The sequence below is a fragment of the Dactylosporangium sp. NPDC005572 genome (assembly GCF_040605515.1).
In the GTDB taxonomy this organism is placed as follows: domain Bacteria; phylum Actinomycetota; class Actinomycetes; order Mycobacteriales; family Micromonosporaceae; genus Dactylosporangium.
Map to the genome: position 1 here is coordinate 158,409 of NZ_JBEXCY010000004.1, position 21,045 is coordinate 179,453.

Here is a 21,045-nt window from a genome sequence, read left to right on the forward strand (position 1 = left end):
AGCCCAGCCGTCCGTTACCGGCGCGAGCCCGGCCCGCCGCGGACCCAGCCCGGCGCTCGCCCTCTCCTGCCCGGCGTGGGCCGCAGCCCCGCCCGAACCCAGCCCAGCCCAGCCGTCCGTTACCGGCGCGAGCCCGGCCCGCCGCGGACCCAGCCCGGCGCGCGGATCCGGCCCGCCCGGCGCCAGCCCTCCTGCCTGGCGCGGACCGTGTCCGGGGCGGTCAGCGCTTGGAGTAGTCGCGGAAGCCGCGCCTCACCTTGCGGCCCAGGTAGCCCGCCGTGACCAGGTGCTCGAGCAGCGGGGCAGGGGCGAAGCCGGGCTCGCGGAGCTCCAGGTACAGCTCGCGCTGGATCGCCAGCGACACGTCCAGGCCCACCACGTCGAGGAGCTCGAACGGGCCCATCGGGTAGCCGCAGCCGAGCTTCATCGCGTGGTCGATGTCGTCGGCCGTGGAGTAGGAGGCCTCGACCATCTTCACGGCGTCGTTCAAATACGGGAACAGGAGCGCGTTCACCACGAAGCCGGAGCGGTCGGCGCAGACCACCGCGTGCTTCTGCAGGGCCCGGCAGACCGCCTGGGCCGTCGCGACCGTCTCGTCCGACGTGCGGATCGTGCGGACCACCTCGACCAGGCCCATGACCGGGGCCGGGTTGAAGAAGTGCAGGCCGACCACGTCGGCCGGGCGCTCGGTGGCCACGGCGCAGGCGATGACCGGGAGGCTCGACGTGGTCGTGGCCAGGACGACGCCCGGCTTGCAGATCTCGTCGAGCGACGCGAACAGGGCCTTCTTGACCGACAGCTCCTCGACCACGGCCTCGACCACCAGGTCGACGTCGGACAGGTGCTCCAGCGTCGCCGACCAGGTCACCCGGCCGATGGCCGCGTCGCGCTGCTCCTCGGTCAGCTTGCCGCGGACGACGCCCTTGTTCAGCGACGTCTTCAGCGTCTCGCAGACGGCGGCGGACTTCTCGGCGCCGCGGGTCACCGAGACCACCTCGAAGCCGGCGCGGGCGAAGACCTCGATGATGCCGGTCGCCATCGTGCCGGAGCCGACCACGCCGACCTTGGCCACCGTGCGCGCGGCCGTGGCGGCCTCGGCGTCGGTGCGGGGCGTGAACTCGTCGGGCACCACGACCGGCGAGCCGGGCTTCTCGTACGTATAGAAGCCGCGCCCCGACTTCCGGCCCAGCAGCCCGGCCGTGACCATCTGCTTGATGAGCGGCACGGGGGCGTGGCGGCGGTCGCGGCCACCGCGGCGGTACATCGTGTCGAGGATCTCGTAGGCCGTGTCCAGGCCGATGAGGTCCATCAGTGCGAGCGGGCCCATCGGCAGGCCGCAGCCCAGCTTCATGGCGGCGTCGATGTCCTCGCGGGACGCATACTTCCCCTCGACCATCGACACGGCCTGGTTGAGATAACCGAAGAGCAGCGCGTTGGCGATGAAGCCGGCCCGGTCGCTGATCGTCACGTCGACCTTGCCCAGCCGGGCGCACAGCGCCTCGATGTCGGTGACCACGTCCTCGGCCGTGACGACGGTGCGGACGACCTCGACGAGCTTCATGATCGGCGCCGGGTTGAAGAAGTGCATGCCGATGACCTGGTTGGGCCGGCCGGTGGCGACGGAGATCTCGGTGACCGAGAGGCTCGAGGTGTTGGTGGCGAGGACCGCCTCGGGCTTGCAGACCCGGTCGAGCTCGCCGAAGATCCGCTGCTTGAGGTCGAGGCGCTCGGGCACGGCCTCGATGACGAGGTCGGCGTCGTGCAGCGCGTCGAGGCCGACCGCGAAGGTCACCCGGCCGAGCAGCACCTCGCGGTCGTCGGCCGAGAGCTTGCCGCGCTTGACCGCCCGGTCGATCGACCCGCGGAGGGTCTCCTCGCCCCGCTGCAGCGCACCGTCGCTCACCTCGACCGCGGTCACACTGATCCCGTTGCGCGCGAAGACCTCGACGATGCCCGCGCCCATGGTGCCCAGCCCGACCACGCCCACGGATGCAAACTCGCGCCCCATCGCACGATCCTCCCTAACGACCGGTCAAGTTACTGGCGAGTCTCCCATGCCACCCCGAACCGATGCGCGGCCGCGTCCTGTGCAATACCGCTCACCGAGCGCGTGAACTCCATGATCCAGTTGGTGCGCCAGGACGCGCCCGCGTCGTGCGAGAAGGCCTGCTCCCAGCGGGCCTTGTCGGGCCCGTCGTGGGTCCATGTGAAGCGGACCCGCACCGGCCGGCCGCCGAGCACGTCGTCGCACTCGAACACGCCGCGCCCGCCGGACCAGCGGCCGACGACGGGCGGGTCGAGGTGGCCGGGATTTCGGGTCGAGGCCCACCAGATCCGCCACACGTCCTCGGCCGGATCGTATTGCCGCAGTGTGAAGCCCTCGAAGTCGTCGGCCCAGACCCGGTCGACGTTGCCCAGACCGCCGAAGATCGGCTCGGCGGCCGACCGCGTCGCGAACTCGATCCACTCGTCGCACGCGGGGTCGACGACGTCGCGGAGCTTGCGGTTGTGAATGTCCCAGGTGCCGAACAGAAAGTCGAAGTCCCTCATGCCCGGCATGCTGCCACCGGGGTACGACAAAAAATCAGGTCCAGCGAATCGTCGCCCGCTCCCGCCAGAGCGACAGCACCGCCGGGTCGCCGGCGGCCACCAGCTCGTCGGCCGGTCGCCGGTTCCACAGCGCCAGGTAGAGCTCGCCCGCCGGGCCGCGCAGCGTGCAGTCCGCGGCCGCGGGCGCACCACGCGTGATCGACGCGCCGGACGGGCCCATCCGCACGGTCCAGGAGCGCGGCCCCTCGCAGGCCGCACCGTCGGTCACGTCCACCGCCAGCGTGCACTGCGCGTCGGAGCGCAGCCGTCCGCCGCGCGACCCGTAGAAGCCCATGAGCAGCTCGTCGATGCCGTCGATGCCGACGTCGGCCTCGACCCCGCCGATCGAGCCGACCGCGCCCTGGAGGTCGGCCCGGTGGATGGTGGTCTCGTGGGCCTGCCGCCGGGCCCAGAAGGCGAGGGGCGAGTCGGCCGGCAGGAAGTGCCAGCAGGCCAGCTCGGCCGGGGCGGCGCGCAGCGTGTCGACCAGCGCGGTGTGCCCGGCCTGGTACCACTCGACGAGGTCGGCGTCGCCGGGCATCGCCCCGACCGCGGCCGCCTCCTCGTCGTCGGTCAGCATGGCCGCGCGGCACTCGCGGACGTAGGTGGCGGCCCAGCGGTGCACGTACCCCAGGTGCTGCACCAGCTCGCGAACGGTCCACTCCGGACAGGTCGGCACGGGCGCGTCGAGCCCCGCCTTCTCCGCGGCATCGACGAAGTCCAGCCCGGCCCGCTCCAGGGCATCGATGTGCCGACCGATCTCCATCCTGAAACTGTGCCAGACCGCATCAGGCGGCGAACAGACCCGCCACCCAGATGCCCGTGATGACCAGCGCAGTCGCCAGCTCGATGAGCATGGACACCCCGGCCGCCTTGAGCGCGTGCTTCGTCGAGACCCACGCCCGCCGGCTGTCGCGCAGCCGCACCTGCTCGACCAGGTAGATGCCGAGCACGAAGCCGATGACCAGCCCGACGACCGGGATGAGGAAGAAGCCGACGATGCCGCAGACACCGCCGAGCAGCAGCGTCAGGTTGGACACCCCGGCCCGCTTGAGGTTGCGGCCGGGCACCAGGTACTTCGCCACGAAGCCGAGCGCCAGCACGATCGTGGCCGCCACCGCGACGGTCCAGCCCACCGCGCCGTGCCCGCCGAACAGCGCCCACACCATGACCCCGGCCCAGCACAGGAGCAGGCCGGGGAGCATGGGGATGAGCACGCCGACGACGCCGACGATCACGGCCAGGGCGGAGATGAACGAGACGAGCCCGCTGCTGTCGGTGACATCCACGCCCACGACCCTAGGGCTCGACGACCTCCTTGAGGAGGCCGGCGAAGTCGGCGGCGCGCTCGACGTGCGGTGAGTGGCCGCAGTTCTCGAAGACGACCTCCCGGAACGATCCGTACCGTGAGAGGACGGCCCGGGTCTGGCCGATCATCGGCTGCGGCGGGCAGGCCTCCTCGCCCGGCCAGCCGGGGACCAGGCCCAGCTTGCCCAGCTGCGCCAGGTCGAAGAAGGAGCCGTCGGAGACGATCGCGTCCTGGTCGCCGCGGATCCAGGTGATCGGCGGCTTCACCGGCAGGTCGGCGATCCCGGACAGGTTCAGCCAGCGCGGCGACAGCGTGTTGAGCACGCCGCGGGTGCCGGGGCCGACGCCCGGCCAGTTGTCGCTGGTCGAGCCGTCGCCCGGGTAGTTGTCCTCGCCGGTGGCGGTCGACAGCATCGTGTCGAGCAGCAGTTCCTCGTCGTCGCCGAACGACTCCGGCGAGGCGACGTAGAAGGCCCGCATCACGTTGCGCGGGCTGGCCTGCTCCTCGGTGCCGCGGTCCTTGGCGGCCAGCAGGCGGACGAAGTCGGGGTTCGCCGAGCCGCCGCCGGTGCCGGCGAAGTCGGGCGTGGTCGGGGTACCGTCGACATCCCTCGTGCCACCGAAGCCGTAGGGCGACACCGGAGCCTCCAGGACCAGGGCCGCGATCGCGTCGGGGTGGTCGAGCAGGAGCTGCATGGCCACACCCCCGCCGAGGGAGTGCCCGACCACCACCGGCTTGGTGCCGAACGAGGCCAGCAGCGGAGCGATGTCGTCGGCGAAGTCGCGCACACCGCGCGTGGCATCCACCGGCAGCGCCGGCGAATCGCCGTAGCCCCGCAGATCGGGCGCGACGATTCGCCAGTGCGCTGGAAGGTGCCGCAGAAGGGGCTCCCAGAAGCCCGATGAAGAGCAGTTTCCGTGGATGAGCAACACGGGTGGACCGTCGATGGGCCCGCGGGTCGTGACGTGCATCACCGCATGGTCGCACCGGGTGGGCCTGGGTCACATGTGGTCCACCCACACTGTCCTAGGGCGCCATGGCCTCGTCGCGCCCATACCTCGTGAGGGCCCAGATGACCGCGACATCGGCCGCGATGATCAGCATCGACCACAGCGGGTAGTACGGCAGGAACAGGAAGTTCGCGATCGCGCTCAGCGCGGCGAGCACAATGCCCAGGACTCGCCCCCACATCTGTCCCGCGAGCACCGCCCCACCGCCGACCGCGACCAGGATGCCGAGGGCCAGGTGGATCCAGCCCCAGGTACTGATGTTGAAGCCGAAGATGTAGTTGTCGCTCATCACATAGAAGGTGTCCTCGAAGATCGCGGTCAGCCCGACCACGATCTGGAAGATGCCGATGACGAGCATCATGCTGCCGCCGAACACCGCAAACCCGGTGACCCAGGGCGAGTGTCGGCGCATCGGACCGGAAGTCGTCCCCATGCCCGCCACGGTCGGCCGGGCGTGGGTGAAGGTCCGTCACCCGTCCGTCAGGACATTGCGAGGTACTTGACGATTCAAGTACAGTGCCGCCATTCATTTGAAGCTTCAAGCATGAGGAGTCGCCGTGAACGTGTTCCTATGGGTACTGCAGATCCTGCTGGGCGTGGCCTTCCTGGGCGCCGGCGCCATGAAGGCGACGCAGCCCAAGGAGAAGCTCGCGGGGAACATGACCTGGGTCAACCGGCGCTCGGCCGGCACCGTCAAGTTCATCGGCGTCATGGAGATCCTCGGCGGCCTGGGCCTGGTCCTGCCCTGGGCCACCGACATCGCGCCGATCCTGACCCCGCTCGCGGCCGTCGGCCTCGCGCTGATCATGGTGCTCGCCATCGCCGACCACGTGCGCGCCAAGGAGTACCCGGTGATCCCGGTCAATCTGGTCCTCGGCGCCCTCGCCGTGGTGATCGCGATCGGCCGCTTCTGACGCGTTTCGGACCCCTCGTTGGCCCAGCGGGGCAAGATCCAGGCACCATGGACGGCATGAACGACGAGCCACGATGGTTGGACGACACCGAGCAGCACGCTTGGCTGTCGCTCCTGGCCATCGTGCTCGTCGGCTTTCCCGAGTTGGAGCGCACGTTCCGCCCGCACGGGCTGGTGCACGTCGAGTACGGGCTGCTGGCCGCGCTGAGCAACGCCGAGGACGGCCTGCGCCTGTCCGACCTGGCCGGTCAGATGAACATGTCGGCGAGCCGGCTCAGCCACCGGATGCGCAAGCTGGTCGACCTGGGGTACGTCGAGATCAGCGGCGACGCGTGTGACGGCCGGGTCAGCATCGCCCGGGTCACGGAGGCCGGCCGGCGCTTCGCCGAGCAGGTCGCTCCGGCGCACGTCGCCGACGTCCGCCGGCTGATCTTCGACCACCTCGACCGCGACCAGACCGCTGCGCTCGCCGACGCACTCGGCGCGGTCGCGGGCAAGCTCGGTGACACCTGTCCGGGGGCACCGAAGGGACTGGGCGCTCGGTCCGTATGAATGACCTTGCGACAGGAATAGAGTGACCGCATGCGTGCCGTCGTGATCACCGGGGTGTCCCGCGGCCTGGGCGCCGCACTGTTCGATGTGAGTAGCGGACGGGGCGACCGGATCCTCGCGGTCGGCCGTCATTTCACACCGGAGCAGCAACAGCTCCGCGACGAACGGCCCGAGGACGTCACGCTGTTCTCCACCGACATCGCCGACGCGCACTGGCTGCCCGACAACGACACGCTCCGCGCCTTCCTGCGCGGCAGCGACGACGTCGTGCTGATCCACAACGCGGCCGTCATCGAGCCGATCGGCGCCGTCGGCAAGCTGACCACCGAGGCGATCACCAACGCGATCGCGGTCAACCTCACCGCGCCGATCGTGCTCACCAACTCGTTCCTGCGCGCGGCGCCGTTCGACGCCCGGGTCCGGGTGCTGTTCGTGTCCTCGGGCGCGGCCCGGCGGATCATCGACGGCTGGGCGCTGTACTGCACGACGAAGGCCGGCGGCGAGACCTTCTTCGACGTCGTCGCCTCGCAGGTGAGGGACGACGAGCGGATCAGCGTCGTCAACATCGACCCCGGCCAGATGGACACCGGAATGCAGGAGGACATCCGCAAAGCCGCGTCCACGGTCGCCTTCTTCCCCGAGAAGCAGCGCTGGGTCGACGCGCCCGCCGATGGCAGGCTCGCCGACCCGGTCGCCGTGGCCGAGCGGATCCTGAAGGAGCACGCCTCCTAGGCGTCGAGCGTCGAGCGCAGCCGCTCGGCGAAGGGCCGCGCGTTGCCGAAGCCGCCGTGCCCGCCCGGAAACAGCACCGCCGTGGTGTCGAGGCGGGTCGCCAGCTCCAGCGCGACCCGGTTCGGCGGCTCGCCGGTGCTCGCCGCGCCGGCCGCCGGCATGATCCGCGTGGCGGCGGCGCGCAGCGCGTCGAGGTCGAGCCGGTACGCGCTGACCGGCGGTACCTCATAGGTCACGAAGAACGGAATGTTCTGCTGCATCCGGGCGGCGAACTCGGGCGCCGGCGGCGGGCCCGGCACCGGCTCCTCCCCCATGCCAATACCGGCGCCGAACACGCCCATCGCGGCGCCCCAGCCAGACTCCCGGTTCGTCCGGGCGACCGTGGCCATCAGCGTGCGGAAGCGGTCGGCGTCGGGCAGCAGCTCGAAGACCGGCGGCTCGTGGGCGACGACCGTGCGCAGCAGCTCCGGGTGGCGCGCGGCCAGCTCCAGCGCGATCGTGGCGCCGGAGCTGTTGCCGAACACGTCGGCCGGCTCGTCCTCGGTCACCCCGACCGCGGCCAGCAGGCGGTAGGCGTCGTCGGCGTGCTCCTCGATGCGCTGGAGCGCGGGCGGGCCGTCGAGCGGGCTGCGGGAGTTGCCGCGCCGGTCGTACGTGACGACGGTCCGCTCGCCGGCGAGCTCCCCGGCCAGCGCGGCGAAGCCCTCCGCGTCGTAGATGCCGCCGCAGATCAGCAGGAGCACGGGGCCGCTGCCGCGGACCTCGTAGTGGAGCGTCGCGCCCGGCACGGCAAGGGTCTCGGTCTTCATCGGGTCCTCCTGACTCGTTGTCATGCCTACCGGTCGGAGCGTCGGTTCGGTCCTCGACATCTACTCGTGAGTAATTTCCGGGTTTACACTCGCGCCATGACCGCCACGCGAACGCCCGGCGTCCCCGCCGTCGACGAGGGCTCGCTGATCTCGACCAGCCCGGCCACCGGCGAGGAGGTCGGCCGCTTCCCGGTCGCCTCGGCCGATCATCTCACCGCCGCCGTCGCCCGGGCCCGTGATGCGGCCGCGTGGTGGGCCGGCCTGGACTTCGCGGGGCGCAAGCAACGGCTCCTGGCGTACCGCAGCCTGCTGGCCAACCGGCTGGACGAGCTCGCCGCCCTGATGCACCGCGAGGGCGGCAAGCCGACGGCCGACGCCCTGGTCGAGGCCATCGCCGCGGTCGACCACATCGCATGGGCCGCGCAGCATGCCCGGAAGGTGCTGGGCCGCCGGCGGGTCAGCAGCTCACTGCTGCTCAAGGAGCACACGTCGTACCTCGAGTACCTGCCGTTCGGCGTGGTCGGCGTCATCGGACCGTGGAACTATCCGGTGCTCACGCCGATGGGCTCGATCGCCTACGCGCTCGCGGCCGGCAACGCGGTGGTCTTCAAGCCCAGCGAGTACACCCCGGCCGTCGGCCAGTGGCTCGTCGACCGCTTCAACGAGGTCGTCCCCGAGCAGCCGGTGCTGCAGATCGTCCACGGCATGGGCGACGTCGGCGCGCTGCTGTGCCGCTCGGGCGTCGACAAGATCGCGTTCACCGGCTCCACCGCCACGGGCAGGAAGGTCATGGCGGCGGCCGCCGAGTCGCTCACCCCGGTCCTGCTGGAGTGCGGCGGCAAGGACTCCATGATCGTGGCCGCCGACGCCGACCTCGACGCCGCCGCGGCCGCCTGCGTGTGGGGCGGCCTGACGAACGCGGGCCAGACCTGCGTGGGCATCGAGCGCGTGTACGTCGCCGCCCCGATCTACGACGAGTTCGTGAGCCGCATCGTCGAGCGCGCCGGGAAGCTGACGGTCGGCGCCGAGCCCGGCTCGGACATCGGCCCGATCACCATGCCGTCGCAGGTCGACATCATCCGCCGGCACATCGAGGACGCCCTGGTCCGGGGCGGCCGGGCCGTGCTGGGCGGCGCCGAGGCCGTGCAGCCGCCGTTCGTCAGCCCGACCATCCTGGTCGACGTGCCGGAGGACGCGGCCGCGATCCAGGAGGAGACGTTCGGCCCGACGCTGACGGTGACGAAGGTCCGCGACGCTGAGGAGGCGGTCCGGCTGACCAACGGCACCGGCTACGGCCTGGGCGGCGCGATCTTCGCCAAGGCGGGCGCGCTGGACCTGGCCCGCCGGGTCCGCTCGGGCATGACCTCGATCAACTCGGCGCTGACCTTCGCCGGCATGCCGTCGCTGCCGTTCGGCGGCGTGGGCGGCTCGGGCTTCGGGCGCATCCACGGCGAGGACGGCCTGCGCGAGTTCACCCGCCCGAAGGCGGTCGTGAAGCGTCGCGGCCCGACCGTCCTGGCCGCGATGACCTTCGACCGTACCGAGAAGACCATGACCCAGATCGTGAAGGTCGTCCGCCTGGTGCACGGACGCAGCCGCTAGAAGAGGGTCAGCTCGTCCCGTTCGATCCCGCGGAGGGCGTTGTAGTCGAGGACCACGCAGCGGATGCCGCGGTCCTCGGCCAGCACCCGGGCCTGGGGCTTGATCTCCTGGGCGGCGAAGATGCCGCTCACCGGGGCCAGCAGCGGGTCGCGGCCGAGCAGCTCCAGGTAGCGGGTCAGCTGCTCCACGCCGTCGATCTCGCCGCGCCGCTTGATCTCGACCGCGACCGTCGCGCCGGCGCCGTCCTTGCACAGCAGGTCGACCGGGCCGATCGCGGTCATGTACTCGCGGCGGATCAGCGTGAAGCCCGTGCCGAGCGTCTGCGGGGCGGCGGCCAGCAGCTCCTGGAGGTGGGCCTCGACGCCGTCCTTGACCAGGCCGGGGTCGATGCCGAGCTCGTGTGACGTGTCGTGCAGGATCTCCTCGATCGTGATCCGCAGCTCCTCGCCGCCCTTGTTGACCACGCGCCAGAGGCCCTGGGCCTCCTCCAGGCGGCACGGCGGGCTCATCCAGTTGAGCGGCTTGTATGCCCGGTCATCGGCGTGGATCGAGATCGAGCCGTCGGCCTTGATCAGCAGGAGGCGGGTCGCGAGCGGGAGGTGGGCCGTGAGCCGGCCGACGTAGTCGACCGAACACTTGGCGATGACGAGACGCACGGCGGACAGCCTATCCCGGCCCGATTGGCGGGCCGATGTCATGCTAGGGGCGTGTTGGAAGCATTGACGGGTCTCGGCCTGGCCACATCGGCCGGGTTGAACGCGTATATCCCGCTGCTCGCCATCGGGGTGCTCGCGCGGTACACCGACCTCATCAACCTGCCGTCGAACTGGCAGTGGATGGAGAACGGCTGGACCATCGCGATCATCGCGGTGCTGCTGGCCATCGAGTTCGTCGCCGACAAGGTGCCGATCGTCGACCACGTCAACGACGTGATCCAGACGTTCGTGCGGCCGACGGCCGGCGGCCTCGCGTTCGGCGCCGCGTCGAGCGCGTCGACGGTGACGGTGTCCGATCCCGGGTCGTTCTTCGCCAGCAACCAGTGGGTGCCGATCGTGATCGGTGGCGCGGTGTCGCTCGGCGTGCACGGCATGAAGGCGGCGTCGCGGCCGGTCATCAACGCGACGACGGCGGGCTTCGGCGCGCCCGTGGCCAGCACGATCGAGGACGGGATCAGCGCGGTGCTGTCGCTGGTCGCGATCGTCCTTCCGGTACTGGTGCTGTTCTTCCTGCTCCTGATGTTCCTCACGTTCGGCTGGCTGATGCGCCGCCGCAAGCGCCGCAAGCAGGAGAAGGACGCCGCCAAGTGGGCCCAGTCCCAGGGCTGGCGACCGACGGGCTAGGCCCTGTCCTGCCGATCATGTCGAGCCGAGACGGAGTCCAGATTTCGTCTGGCGTCGCCCCGCGGAAGTCCGGCTACCGGTGTTGTAACCGGGCTTTCGCGGGGTGGCGTCAGGCGGAATCTGGGCCCGTCGCAGGCCGGCATGATCGGCAGGACAGGGCCTAAGCTGCTGGGCGTGCTCGAAGACCTGCTGACCTCGTATCAGGCCGCCGATCCGGCCGAGGCCGCCGACCTCGACCGGGTGCGGTCGCTGCTGGCCGCCACCGACGACCCGTGGACCCGCGCGATCCCGCTGCACGTCACCGCGTCGGCGCTGATCGTCCACCCGCCGACGGCCCGGATCCTGCTGCGGTGGCACGCGCGGCAGCAGGCCTGGCTGCAGGTCGGCGGGCACGGCGACCCGGGCGAGACCGACCCGGTGGCCGTGGCCCTGCGCGAGGGCGCCGAGGAGACCGGCCTGCCCGACCTGGCGCCGTGGCCGGACACCGCGGTCGTGCACGTGGTGGTCGTCCCGGTGAACGCCAAGGGCGACGAGCCAGCCCACGAGCACGCCGACGTGCGGTTCGTCCTCGCCACCGCGACCCCGGACGCCGCCCGCCCGGAGAGCCCGGACGCCCCGCTGCGCTGGCTCACGGTGGCGGAGGCCCTGGAGGCGGCGACCGAGCCCAACCTGCGCGAGACGATCACCCGGGTCGCCCGCCGCCTGCAGACCCCCTGAGGGGCGTCGACCGCCCGCGAAAGCATCGGGCCGAGGCCGTCTCTCCGTTACGTGGTAGCCCGGTGCGGAGGGCCGGGGCCGGGCCGGGCTGGCGGGCGGGCCCGGCCCCGGAGTCTCGCGCAGCGCTTCACTGCAGGGCTTCACTCCAGGTGGAACGTCGCGTCGGCGCGGTCGGTCGCCGTGCTCACCGGCTGGGTCACCAGCAGGTAGTTGTAGTGGCGCAGGTAGCGGCCGGCGGTCGCGGACGTCTCGAACGACGCGCCCGTGCTGTCGGCCAGGCCCGCGCGCTGGTAGAAGCTCGCGTCCGAGCGGAACTGCGCCGTGCCGTCGTTGCGGTCCACCCAGGCCTCGTTGTTGCGCTGGCGCAGGTAGTAGCCGGGAAAGTTGGTCGACTCCAGCGCGACCGTGCCGCTGCCCGTCAGGCCCGTGACGATGCGGAACTGCGAGTCCGCGAGCGGCGCGACGTTGGCGTCGATGCGGGCGCGGTACTCCCAGTGGCGGACGAAGCGGTCCGGGAAGTTGTTCGAGCGCAGGCGGACCGGGGTCGCGCCGTCCGGGACCGGGATGCCGAAGTCGGGCGTGCCGTCCGACTTCCAGTAGAGCTTCTGGACCCGGGTGCGGCGGTTCGGGTCGTTGAGCGGGTCGCCGCTGATGTCGCGGTAGGAGCGGTCGTGGTACACGAGGATGTCGCTGCGGCCGTCCTCGGAGACCGTGAAGCAGTTGTGGCCGGGGCCGTACTGGCCCGTGGCCGCATTGGTGGCGAAGACCGGCGTCGACGTCTTGCTCCACGACGACGCGCTCAGGAGATTGGCCGACGACGATGCGGTCAGCAGGCCCATGCAGTAGTTGCTGTCGGTGGCGCTCGCCGAGAAGGCCAGGAACACGCGGCCGTTGCGCTGGATGACCGCCGGGCCCTCGTTGACGCGGTGGCCGATCGTCTCCCAGGAGTACGTCGGGACGCTGATCCGGGCCACTGTGCCGGTGATGGTGTACGGGTTGGACATCGCCGCCAGGTACAGGTTGGTGCCGGTGCCGACCGCCGGGTCGTTCTGGGCCCAGCAGAGGTACCGCGTGCCGCCCACCACGAACGTCGTCGCGTCCAGGGAGAACGTGTCCAGCGGCAGCGCGATGCGGCCCCGCTCGGTCCAGGTGCCGGTGAGCGGGTTGGCGCTGGTGTTCTCCAGCACGTACGGGCGGATCTTCCACACGTCCGACGTGGAGCCGGCGGCGAAGTAGACGTACCAGCGGCCGTTGACGAAATGGAGCTCCGGGGCCCAGATGTGGGCGCCCATGTCGCCGCTGCCGTGCTTGCGCCAGATGACCGTCTCCGCCGCGGAGGCCAGGCCCTGGATGGTGGTGGCGCGGCGCAGGACGATGCGGTCGTACTCGGGGGCGGTGGCGGTGAAGTAGTAGTAGCCGTCGGTGTGCTTCGTGATGTGCGGGTCGGCGCGCTGGGCGATGAGCGGGTTCGCGTACCGCGCCGGGGTGTCACCGGGCGCGGCGGCGGCCCGGCCGGGCGTGACGAGCAGGCCGGCACCCACCGCGGAGGCGGACGCGGCGAGGAAGCTACGGCGATCCATGGCGACCCTTCCAGCAAGGCGATGGTGTGAACGTTCACAGAATGCGCAGCGGGAATGGAGCGGAGCGTGACGGCGATCGATTGGCGGAGACCGGCGTGGGTCACGAGTGTTATCGCTAACATGCGGCCTGTCAAGGCTGCCTGAAAGTTTCACCGGCGGTTGACTCGCATCGACATGCTCCGATAGCTTCCGTCGCACGAGACCTGGGAAAGCCCTTTCCTCAGACAGGAGCGTGCAGGCATGAAACGCATCGCCCTGCTCATCGCCGCGGCCGTCACCGCGCTGGTGGGCGCCGTCTGGCTGCCGGCCGCGCAAGCGGCGACGGTCGACCCGTCCGCCTGGTACGTGCTGGTGAACCGGCACAGCGGCAAGGCGATGGACCTGTGGCAGTGGTCCACCGCCGACGGCGCGCCGATCAACCAGTACACCCGCAACGACCTGGCCGTGCAGCAGTGGCAGTTCGTGCCGACCGACAACGGCTACTACCAGATCCGGTCGCGGCACAGCGGCAAGGTGCTCGAGATCGCCAACGCGACCGACGGCGCGAACCTCTACCAGCAGACCGCGGCGAGCGGCAACAACCGCCAGCAGTTCACGCTGAGGGATTCGGCCGGCGGCTACGTGCGGCTGCTCAACCGGCACAGCGGCAAGGCGCTCGACGTGTGGGAATGGTCGACCGCCGACGGCGGGCGCATCTCGCAGTACACCGACGCCGACGGCTACAACCAGCAGTGGCAGCTCGCCCCGGTCACCGGCGGCGGCACCGGCTGCGGCAGCGGGTCGTTCAACGCCGAGGCCGTGCTGAGCGGCGGCACCTGGACCGCCCGCAACGGCGGCACGACCGTGTACACCGGCACCGACCTGCGGGCCGCCGCGCAGGCCGCGGTCAACAGCCTGTCCGCGGGCCGCACGTCGAAGCAGCGGGTGGTCGTGCGCGGCTCCGGCTCGATGAGCGCCGGCTCGCGCATCTCGCTGCCCAGTTACACGACGATCGATGTCTGCGGCACGATCAACGTGACCGGGTCCGGCAGCGGCGACCAGGCCCCGATCTACTCGCGCGGCACGACCGACGTCGAGGTGCAGCACCTCAACCTCACCGGCGCCCCGCTGTACGGCATCTTCATGCGCAACGTGACCAACGTGGTGCTCGGCCAGATCGACATGCGGCTCTCGGCCGGCCTGGGCGTGCGGATCGACAACCGCGGCGACACCAGCCAGTGGACCCGCAACGTGCGCATCGACACCGTCTACGTCTCCGGGGCGAGCTCGCACGCGGTGGAGACCTACGGCGTCGACGGCATCACGATCGGCACGGTGACCGCGCGCAACGTCGGCGAGTCGGGCCTGCTGCTCAACCAGACGATCAACGCGACGGTCGGCACGGTCGACGCCGAGAACGCCGGCGCGGGCACCGGGTACGCGGCGTTCCGGATGGCCAACCGCAACGGCCGGATCGGCAGCTCGTACGGCACGAACATCCGCGTCGGCACGGTGAAGGCGCGCGGCGGCGGCCGGGGCATCTTCTGCGTCTCGGAGAGCGGCGGCGCGGTGGTCGACCGGGTGGACATCGCCAACACCGGCAACAACGCGATCCTGATCGAGAACTGCTACAACGTCAGCATCGCCACGAACGGCGGCACGATCAGCGGCGGCGGCGAGGTGCGGCTGGCCGAGCGGACCGAGTTCCCCGGCAACGCCGACATCACGCTGCGCAACTTCACGCTGGCGAACAACCGCATCGTGGAGAACCCGTGCGCCGACCGGTTCACGATCTCCGGCGTGACGCTGAGCAACTCCACCGTCAGCCGCTGCTGAACGCCCGGACCGCCGCCCGGCGACCGGGGGTCACCGGCCGGCGACGGCCGGTGACGCCTCCGTGGCCGGGAGGTCGAGCTGCGGGCGGGACTGCCACAGCGCCCAGTCGGCGCTGATGGCGCTCGCCGCCCGCAGCAGGTGCGGCAGGTGCTGCTCCAGCAGCGTCTTGGTGGTGGTCTCGGCGGAGTTCACGGTCACGTTCATCGCCGCCCGTACCTCGCCGCGACCGTCGCGGATCGGCACCGCCACCGACCGGATGCCGGGCGCGAGCTCGTTGTCGGCGAGGGCCCAGCCGCGGGCGTTCACCTCGCGCAGCATCGCGTCGACCGCCGGCCGGGAGTGCTGCACCCACGGCTGCACCCCGGAGCGGCTGGGCAGCGCGAGCACCTCGTCGAGCCGCTCCGGCGGGAGTGCGGCGAGCAGCACCTTCCCCTGCGAGGTCACGGCGGCCGGGAACCGGGTGCCGATCTCGACCCGCAGCGCGATGATCTTCGGTACCGCCACGCGGGCCAGGTAGACGACGTCGGACCCGTCGAGCTGGGTGATCGACGACGACTCCCGGGTCGCGGCCACCAGCGTCTCCATGTGCGGCCGGGCGATGTCCCACAGCGACAGCGCGCCGACGTACGCCATGCCCAGCTCGAGCACCCGCGGCGTGAGCTCGTGCCCGCCGGGGGTCGTGCGCACGTAGCCGAGCTCCTCCAGGGTCAGCAGGATGCGCCGCGCGGTCGGGCGGGCCAGCCCGGTGGCGGCCGCGACCTCGGACAGGCTCATGCGGGGCCGGTCGGCGTGGAACGCCCGGATGACGTCCAGTCCCCGCGCGAGGGCCTCGATGAAGTCGGGTCCTTCTCCACGCTGCGCCATCACTACCCCTTCGTCGGTCCGCACAGCGAACACTAGTCCGCCGTCGCCGCGCAATTGTTTCGATCCCGAGTCTTGACATCGGGTGGTGCCGGGAACATTGTGATGACAGCCGTCCGTCAGACGGACGATCGTCCGCCAGAAGGTGTACCGAAGGTCGGTGCACCGGCGGAGCGGCCCGGGGCCGGCCGGCCACCGTCCCCTGTGCTGCGCCTCATTCCCTTGTCCCGCTTGTGTTTTCACCCCACCTCGCGCCGCACGACGGGTCCGGGACCATTGCCGGACTCGCGTCCGCTGCGCGCACACCCCTTTGCCGTTTTCGGGAGGAGACAGCAGATGCGCAGGCGTTCACTCGTCGCGGCGGCCGTCGCGACGGCCCTGGTCGTCACCGGGTGCAACCGCGGATCCGGTGACGGCGGGTCGAGCAGCAACAGCGCGCCGATCGTGGTCGGCTCGACACTGTCGCTGACCGGCGCGTTCGCCGCGACCGGCCAGATCCACAAGATCGCCGGAGAGGAGTTCGTCGAGCGGCTCAACGCGGCCGGCGGCCTGCTCGGGCGCAAGGTCGAGTGGAAGGTGCTCGACGACCAGTCCGACCAGGCCAAGGTCAGCCAGCTCTACGAGCGGCTGATCAGCCAGGACAAGGTCGACCTCATCCTCGGCCCCTACGCCACCCCGAACATCCTCTCGGCGATGGCCGTCGCCCAGCGGCACGGCTACATCCTGCCGCAGCACTCGGCCGTGCTCGCGCCGCAGCTGACCTACGAGTGCCAGTTCCCGGCCTGGTCGATCGGGCCGACGCCGAACAGCTTCATCCCCAACCAGCTGTTCGACGCCCTGGCCAGCCTGCCCACGCCGCCGAAGACGGTCGCGGTGCTCACCAGCCAGAGCGGCTCGGCGGCGTTCGTCTCCGACGGCTTCGGCAGCGACAAGACGGGCGCGCTGAGCATCGCCAAGCAGCGCGGCATCACCGTCGTCGCCGACGTGCACTACCCGCCGACCACGACCGACTGGGCGCCGATCGCCACCCAGGTCCGCGACGCGAACCCCGACCTGGTCATCAACAACGGCCTCGGCGTCGACGCGGTCAACATCCTGCAGGCGATGAAGCAGCTCAACTACCGGCCGAAGCAGATGTTCGGCCTGTTCCCGGCGCCCGGCCCGCTGCTCGCGCTCGGCGACCTGTCCGAGGGCATGCTGTCGGTCTCGATGTTCGAGCCGAACAAGCCGATCCTCGACAAGCTCGGCGCGCAGGCCACCGAGATCACCACGAAGTTCAGCGAGAAGGCGAAGGCGGCGAACCTGCCGTACACCGTCTTCGAGACCCAGGCCACGGCCTCCTGGAACGCGTGGGAGATCCTCACCGGCGCGGTGAAGGCGACCGGCGGCACCGACCAGAAGAAGCTCTGCGACTCCCTGCACGACAAGGGCGTCGACACCACGTTCAGCGGCCACCTGACCTTCGACCCGAAGTCGTTCAACTTCTGGCCGACCACCCAGACGCTGAAGCAGATCCAGAAGGGCGACTGGGTTGTCGTATGGCCGGCCGACAAGGCCGCCGCCCCGCTGGCCGGCCCGCGCGCCTGACCCCCTGTTCCCCGGGCCGGCGGGCGCTCGCCCGCCGGCCCTTCCTGGAAGTTGCGAGGCCCCGATGAACGTTGTCCAGGCCACCCTCAGCGGCGCGCTGATCGGTGGCCTCTACGCCCTGATGGCCATCGGCCTGTCGGTGACCTGGGGGGTGCTGCGCGTCATCAACCTGGCCCACTTCGGGCTGATCATGGTCGGCGCTTACCTCACCCTGCAGCTCGCCACCTCCTGGGGGATCGATCCGCTGCTGACCCTGCTCGTCACGGTGCCGCTCATGTTTGTCGCCGGCGCCGCCCTGCAGTGGCTCTTCGACCGGCTCGCCCTCAGCGAGTTCAACTCGCTGCTGGTCAGCTTCGGCCTGCTCATCATCACCATCCAGGTCACCCACAACGTGTGGACCGCCGACTTCCGGCGGATGGGCGCCGACGTCAACCCGTACGCCACCGCCTCGCTCTCGGTCGGCCGGCTGGTCTTCCCGGTCACCACGCTCATCGCGTTCGGCCTGGCGGTCGTCGTCGTGGCCGGCGGGCACCTGGTGCTGCGCCGCACGTTCGCCGGCCGCGCGATGCGGGCGATCGCCCAGGACAGCGCCGTCGCCGGCGCGTTCGGCGTCGACCACCGGCGGCTCAGCCTGCTGCTCGGCGGCGTGGTCGGGGCGACCGCGGCGCTGGCCGGCACCGTGTTCTCGCTGTCGAACGCGCTGACCCCGGACACCGCCTACGAGTGGTTCGGCATCGTCTTCGCCGTCGTCATCCTCGGCGGCATCGGCGAGGTCGTCGGCACCTTCGCGGCCGGCATCCTCGTCGGCGTGCTCTCCGGCGTCGTGTCGGTCGTGTGGTCGCCGGCCACGGCGCCGTTCGTGCTGTTCTCCGCCATCATCCTCGCGCTGCTGCTGCGCCCGCGCGGCCTGTTCACGATCGGAGCGGCCCGATGAAGAAGGGCGGACTCGGCCTGCTCGGCGCGTTCCTGGTGCTGGCCGCCCTCGGCCAGTTCGCGCCCGAGCTCGGCCTGCCCTCGTTCCACCTGATCCTGCTCGGCTCGGTGTGCTTCTGGATCGCCCAGGCGACCAGCTGGAACCTGCTGTCGGGGTACAGCGGCTACTTCAGCTTCGGCCAGGCCGCGTACGTCGGGGTCGGCGCCTACACCACGGCCGTGCTCACCGGCCGGCACGGCGTCGGCTTCTTCTGGACCGTGCCGCTCGCCGCCGTCCTGTGCGGGCTGCTCGCGCTGGGCATCGGGGCCGTCGCGTTCCGGCTCGGGTCGCTGCGCGGCGAGATCTTCGCGCTGCTCACGCTGGCCGTGCCGTTCATCCTCGCCGCCTTCGCCCGGATCAACCGCGCGGTCGACGGCGGGCAGGGGACCACGCTGCCGCTGCCCGAATACCCGGGGTTCCTCGGGACCTTCCAGCAGTTCCAGTACCTCCTGGCGCTCGCCGTCGCCGCGGTGGCGGTCGGCGTGGCGTTCCTGGTGCAGCACACCCGCGCCGGGTCCGCGCTCACCGCCATCCACGACAACGAGGACGTCGCCGAGGTCCTCGGCGTGCCGACCTTCCGGTACAAGATGCTCGCCATCGTCGCCAGTGGCGTCCTCGGCGGCGTGGCCGGGAGCGTCTACGCGCTGCAGATCGGCTTCGTCACCGTCGAGAGCGTGTTCGGCCTGACGATCCCGCTGTTCGTCATCGTGATGGGCGTGCTCGGCGGGCGGTCGCACTGGCTGGGCCCGGTGATCGGCGCCGTGCTCATCGTGACGCTGCAGGACCGGCTGTCGTCGTACGGCCTCGACGAGTACAACTCCATCTTCCTCGGCGCCATCCTGGCGATCCTGGTCGCCACCGCGCCGGCCGGGCTCTACGCGCGGCTGCGGGCACGGCCGTACGCGGCGCTCGCGGGCTTCGTCGTCGTGTTCGGGGTGCTGTACATCCTCAACGTCTGGGGCGAGATGCTCGACTGGCTGGTGGCCGGCATGCTGGCCGCGGCCCTGGTCGCGATCGTCCTCGGCACCCGCCGGCGCCCGGCCGCACCGGCCGCCGCCGCACCCGCGCACCTGCCGGAGTCCACTGTGGAGGACGTCGGCGCGCCGCCGGCCATCGGGCCCGTGCTCGTCGAGTGCCGGGAGGTGGCGAAGTACTACGGCGGCGTCCACGCGCTGGAGGACGTCACCCTCGACATCCGGGCCGGCGAGCTCATCGGCCTCGTCGGGCCGAACGGCTCGGGCAAGACGACGCTGGTCAACCTGCTCTCCGGGGCGACCCGGCCGACGCGGGGCGTCATCCGCATCGACGGGCACGACATCACCCGGCTGCCGCCGCACCGCATCGCGCACGTCGGGCTCGCCCGCACGTACCAGATCCCGAAGCCCTTCGACTCGATGACCGTGCGGGACAACGTCGCCACGGCCATCATGTTCGGCCGCACGCCGATGTCGCTGCGCCAGGCCCGGCCGCTCGCCGAGCGGCACCTGGCGACGGTCGCCCTCGACCACCTCGCCGACGCCCGGCCCGGCCGCCTCAACCTGCACCAGCGGCAGCTGCTGGAGATGGCCCGCGCGATCGCGTCGGACCCGAAGGTGCTGCTGCTCGACGAGGCGCTCGCCGGCCTCAACCCGGCCGAGGTCGACAACGCCGTGCGCGTGGTGCGCCGCATCCACGCCAGCGGCATCACGATCGTCATCGTCGAGCACCTGCTGCGGGTGCTCAACCAGCTCGCCACCCGGATCGTCGTGCTCGACCGCGGCTCGCTGCTGGCCGACGGCGACCCGCAGACGGTGATGAGCGACCCCGCCGTCGTCCGCGCCTACCTCGGGAAGCAGGCCCATGTCTGAGCTGGTCTTGGAAGTCGCCGGCCTCGACGTCCGCTACGGCGACGCGCAGGCCCTGTGGGACGTCACCCTGTCCGTGGGGGCCGGCGAGACGGTCTGCGTCGTCGGCCCCAACGGCGCCGGGAAGTCGACGCTCGTCAACACGGTCGCCGGCATCCACCCGGCCGGCGCCGGCCGGATCAGTGTCGCCGGCGCCGACACCACGGCCCTGGCCGGGCACCGGGTCTGCGCCCACGGCGTGGCGATCGTCCCGGAGGGCCGGCGGATCTTCCCGCGCATGACGGTCTTCGACAATCTCATCCTCGGCGCGTACCGCCGGGAGGCCCGCCGCGAGCACCGCACCACGCTCGCCACGGTGTACGAGATGTTCCCCCGCCTCGCCGAGCGCGCCGGTCAGCTGGCGGGCAGCCTCAGCGGCGGCGAGCAGCAGATGGTGGCGATCGGCCGCGCCCTGATGGCCCGGCCGCGGCTGCTGCTGCTCGACGAGCCGTCGCTGGGGCTCGCCCCGGTCCGCGTCGACGAGGTGTACGAGGCGATCGAGCGGATCGCCGCGGGCGGCGTGAGCGTGGTCGTGGTGGAGCAGGACGTGGAGCGGGCCCTGGCCATCGCCGACCGCGCGTACCTGCTGGGCGAGGGCCGGGTGGTCGCCACCGGCCCGGCCGCGGAGCTGCGCCAGAGCCCGGAGGTCCGCCGCAGCGTCCTGGGCCTGTGAGATTCGGGGGTCCGGGGTGCTGCCCCGGACCCCCGAACGGCGCTACGCACCCGCACGGTCGTGCCGTCGTGCAGCTGCAGCTCCCAGCGGAAGCGCAGTC

Annotated in this window: 21 protein-coding genes; 11 read left to right on the forward strand and 10 right to left on the reverse strand. The window is 71.3% G+C overall.

The annotated features are described in order from the left end of the window. Positions 1-220: 220 nt before the first annotated feature. From ABZS66_RS03785 to ABZS66_RS03810, 6 genes are read right to left on the reverse strand one after another with little or no spacing between them, the layout of a single operon-like run. The gene (locus tag ABZS66_RS03785; RefSeq protein ID WP_354754807.1) at positions 221-2,008 is read right to left on the reverse strand and encodes a 3-hydroxybutyryl-CoA dehydrogenase; all 1,788 of its coding nucleotides are present in this window, start codon (positions 2,006-2,008) and stop codon (positions 221-223) included. Positions 2,009-2,037: 29 nt separating this feature from the next. Further along, positions 2,038-2,550 carry a hypothetical protein gene (locus ABZS66_RS03790; RefSeq protein WP_354754808.1) on the reverse strand — a complete coding sequence of 171 codons (513 nt, stop codon included), beginning with the start codon at positions 2,548-2,550 and terminating at the stop codon, positions 2,038-2,040. A 34-nt stretch (positions 2,551-2,584) separates the two neighbouring features. Further along, positions 2,585-3,355 carry a maleylpyruvate isomerase family mycothiol-dependent enzyme gene (locus ABZS66_RS03795; RefSeq protein WP_354754810.1) on the reverse strand — a complete coding sequence of 257 codons (771 nt, stop codon included), beginning with the start codon at positions 3,353-3,355 and terminating at the stop codon, positions 2,585-2,587. 22 nt (positions 3,356-3,377) lie between these two features. Continuing rightward, positions 3,378-3,878 (reverse strand): DUF456 domain-containing protein, encoded by a 501-nt coding sequence (locus tag ABZS66_RS03800; protein ID WP_354754812.1) that lies wholly within the window; start codon positions 3,876-3,878, stop codon positions 3,378-3,380. A 10-nt stretch (positions 3,879-3,888) separates the two neighbouring features. Continuing rightward, entirely contained in the window at positions 3,889-4,869 is a 981-nt protein-coding gene (locus tag ABZS66_RS03805; protein ID WP_354754813.1) for an alpha/beta hydrolase, read from the reverse strand. 55 nt (positions 4,870-4,924) lie between these two features. Beyond that, positions 4,925-5,341: a hypothetical protein gene (locus tag ABZS66_RS03810; protein WP_354754815.1), complete on the reverse strand. Its 417-nt coding sequence runs from the start codon at positions 5,339-5,341 to the stop codon at positions 4,925-4,927. Between the two features lie 124 nt (positions 5,342-5,465). Between ABZS66_RS03810 and ABZS66_RS03815 the strand changes: the two genes are divergently transcribed. The 3 genes from ABZS66_RS03815 to ABZS66_RS03825 are packed head-to-tail and all read left to right on the forward strand — an operon-like array spanning position 5,466 to position 7,105. Further along, positions 5,466-5,822, forward strand: coding sequence for a DoxX family protein (locus ABZS66_RS03815; RefSeq protein WP_354754816.1), 357 nt, complete (start codon positions 5,466-5,468; stop codon positions 5,820-5,822). A 56-nt stretch (positions 5,823-5,878) separates the two neighbouring features. Further along, a complete protein-coding gene (locus ABZS66_RS03820) occupies positions 5,879-6,373 on the forward strand; it encodes a transcriptional regulator (RefSeq protein ID WP_354754818.1) in 495 nt (164 codons plus the stop codon). Positions 6,374-6,403: 30 nt separating this feature from the next. After that, entirely contained in the window at positions 6,404-7,105 is a 702-nt protein-coding gene (locus tag ABZS66_RS03825) for an SDR family NAD(P)-dependent oxidoreductase (protein ID WP_354754820.1), read from the forward strand. Here the strand turns inward: ABZS66_RS03825 and ABZS66_RS03830 are convergent. Continuing rightward, a complete protein-coding gene (locus tag ABZS66_RS03830; protein WP_354754822.1) occupies positions 7,102-7,914 on the reverse strand; it encodes an alpha/beta fold hydrolase in 813 nt (270 codons plus the stop codon). The genes ABZS66_RS03825 and ABZS66_RS03830 overlap by 4 nt on opposite strands. A 96-nt stretch (positions 7,915-8,010) precedes the next feature. Here ABZS66_RS03830 and ABZS66_RS03835 point away from each other — a divergent pair, with 96 nt between their 5' ends. Beyond that, complete coding sequence (locus ABZS66_RS03835) at positions 8,011-9,516, forward strand: aldehyde dehydrogenase family protein (RefSeq protein WP_354754823.1); 1,506 nt, start codon at positions 8,011-8,013, stop codon at positions 9,514-9,516. Here ABZS66_RS03835 and nucS read toward each other — a convergent pair. Next, complete coding sequence (gene nucS, locus ABZS66_RS03840) at positions 9,513-10,172, reverse strand: endonuclease NucS (RefSeq protein WP_354754825.1); 660 nt, start codon at positions 10,170-10,172, stop codon at positions 9,513-9,515. The two genes, ABZS66_RS03835 and nucS, sit on opposite strands and share 4 nt — an antisense overlap. A 51-nt stretch (positions 10,173-10,223) precedes the next feature. On the opposite strand from nucS, the gene ABZS66_RS03845 reads away from it, so the two are divergent. After that, complete coding sequence (locus tag ABZS66_RS03845; protein ID WP_354754827.1) at positions 10,224-10,856, forward strand: DUF4126 domain-containing protein; 633 nt, start codon at positions 10,224-10,226, stop codon at positions 10,854-10,856. 174 nt (positions 10,857-11,030) lie between these two features. After that, on the forward strand, positions 11,031-11,573 hold the full coding sequence (locus tag ABZS66_RS03850) for an NUDIX domain-containing protein (protein ID WP_354754829.1): 543 nt from the start codon (positions 11,031-11,033) through the stop codon (positions 11,571-11,573). A gap of 140 nt (positions 11,574-11,713) precedes the next feature. Here ABZS66_RS03850 and ABZS66_RS03855 read toward each other — a convergent pair whose 3' ends face one another. Then, on the reverse strand, positions 11,714-13,153 hold the full coding sequence (locus ABZS66_RS03855; protein ID WP_354754831.1) for a family 43 glycosylhydrolase: 1,440 nt from the start codon (positions 13,151-13,153) through the stop codon (positions 11,714-11,716). Between the two features lie 240 nt (positions 13,154-13,393). Here ABZS66_RS03855 and ABZS66_RS03860 point away from each other — a divergent pair, with 240 nt between their 5' ends. Beyond that, positions 13,394-14,968 carry an RICIN domain-containing protein gene (locus ABZS66_RS03860; protein WP_354754833.1) on the forward strand — a complete coding sequence of 525 codons (1,575 nt, stop codon included), beginning with the start codon at positions 13,394-13,396 and terminating at the stop codon, positions 14,966-14,968. A gap of 30 nt (positions 14,969-14,998) precedes the next feature. Here the strand turns inward: ABZS66_RS03860 and ABZS66_RS03865 are convergent, their stop codons facing one another. Next, positions 14,999-15,832, reverse strand: a complete 834-nt coding sequence (locus ABZS66_RS03865; RefSeq protein WP_354754835.1) for an IclR family transcriptional regulator C-terminal domain-containing protein — start codon at positions 15,830-15,832, stop codon at positions 14,999-15,001. Positions 15,833-16,165: 333 nt separating this feature from the next. Here ABZS66_RS03865 and ABZS66_RS03870 point away from each other — a divergent pair, with 333 nt between their 5' ends. The 4 genes from ABZS66_RS03870 to ABZS66_RS03885 all read left to right on the forward strand — a co-directional run bounded on the left by ABZS66_RS03870 (position 16,166) and on the right by ABZS66_RS03885 (position 20,945). Then, on the forward strand, positions 16,166-17,416 hold the full coding sequence (locus tag ABZS66_RS03870) for an amino acid ABC transporter substrate-binding protein (RefSeq protein ID WP_354754837.1): 1,251 nt from the start codon (positions 16,166-16,168) through the stop codon (positions 17,414-17,416). A 64-nt stretch (positions 17,417-17,480) separates the two neighbouring features. Continuing rightward, positions 17,481-18,350, forward strand: coding sequence for a branched-chain amino acid ABC transporter permease (locus tag ABZS66_RS03875; protein ID WP_354754839.1), 870 nt, complete (start codon positions 17,481-17,483; stop codon positions 18,348-18,350). Continuing rightward, complete coding sequence (locus tag ABZS66_RS03880) at positions 18,347-20,236, forward strand: branched-chain amino acid ABC transporter ATP-binding protein/permease (protein ID WP_354754841.1); 1,890 nt, start codon at positions 18,347-18,349, stop codon at positions 20,234-20,236. The genes ABZS66_RS03875 and ABZS66_RS03880 overlap by 4 nt, the downstream gene beginning before the upstream one ends. After that, positions 20,229-20,945: an ABC transporter ATP-binding protein gene (locus ABZS66_RS03885; RefSeq protein WP_354754843.1), complete on the forward strand. Its 717-nt coding sequence runs from the start codon at positions 20,229-20,231 to the stop codon at positions 20,943-20,945. Before ABZS66_RS03880 ends, ABZS66_RS03885 begins: the two co-directional genes overlap by 8 nt. Positions 20,946-21,045 lie beyond the last annotated feature (100 nt).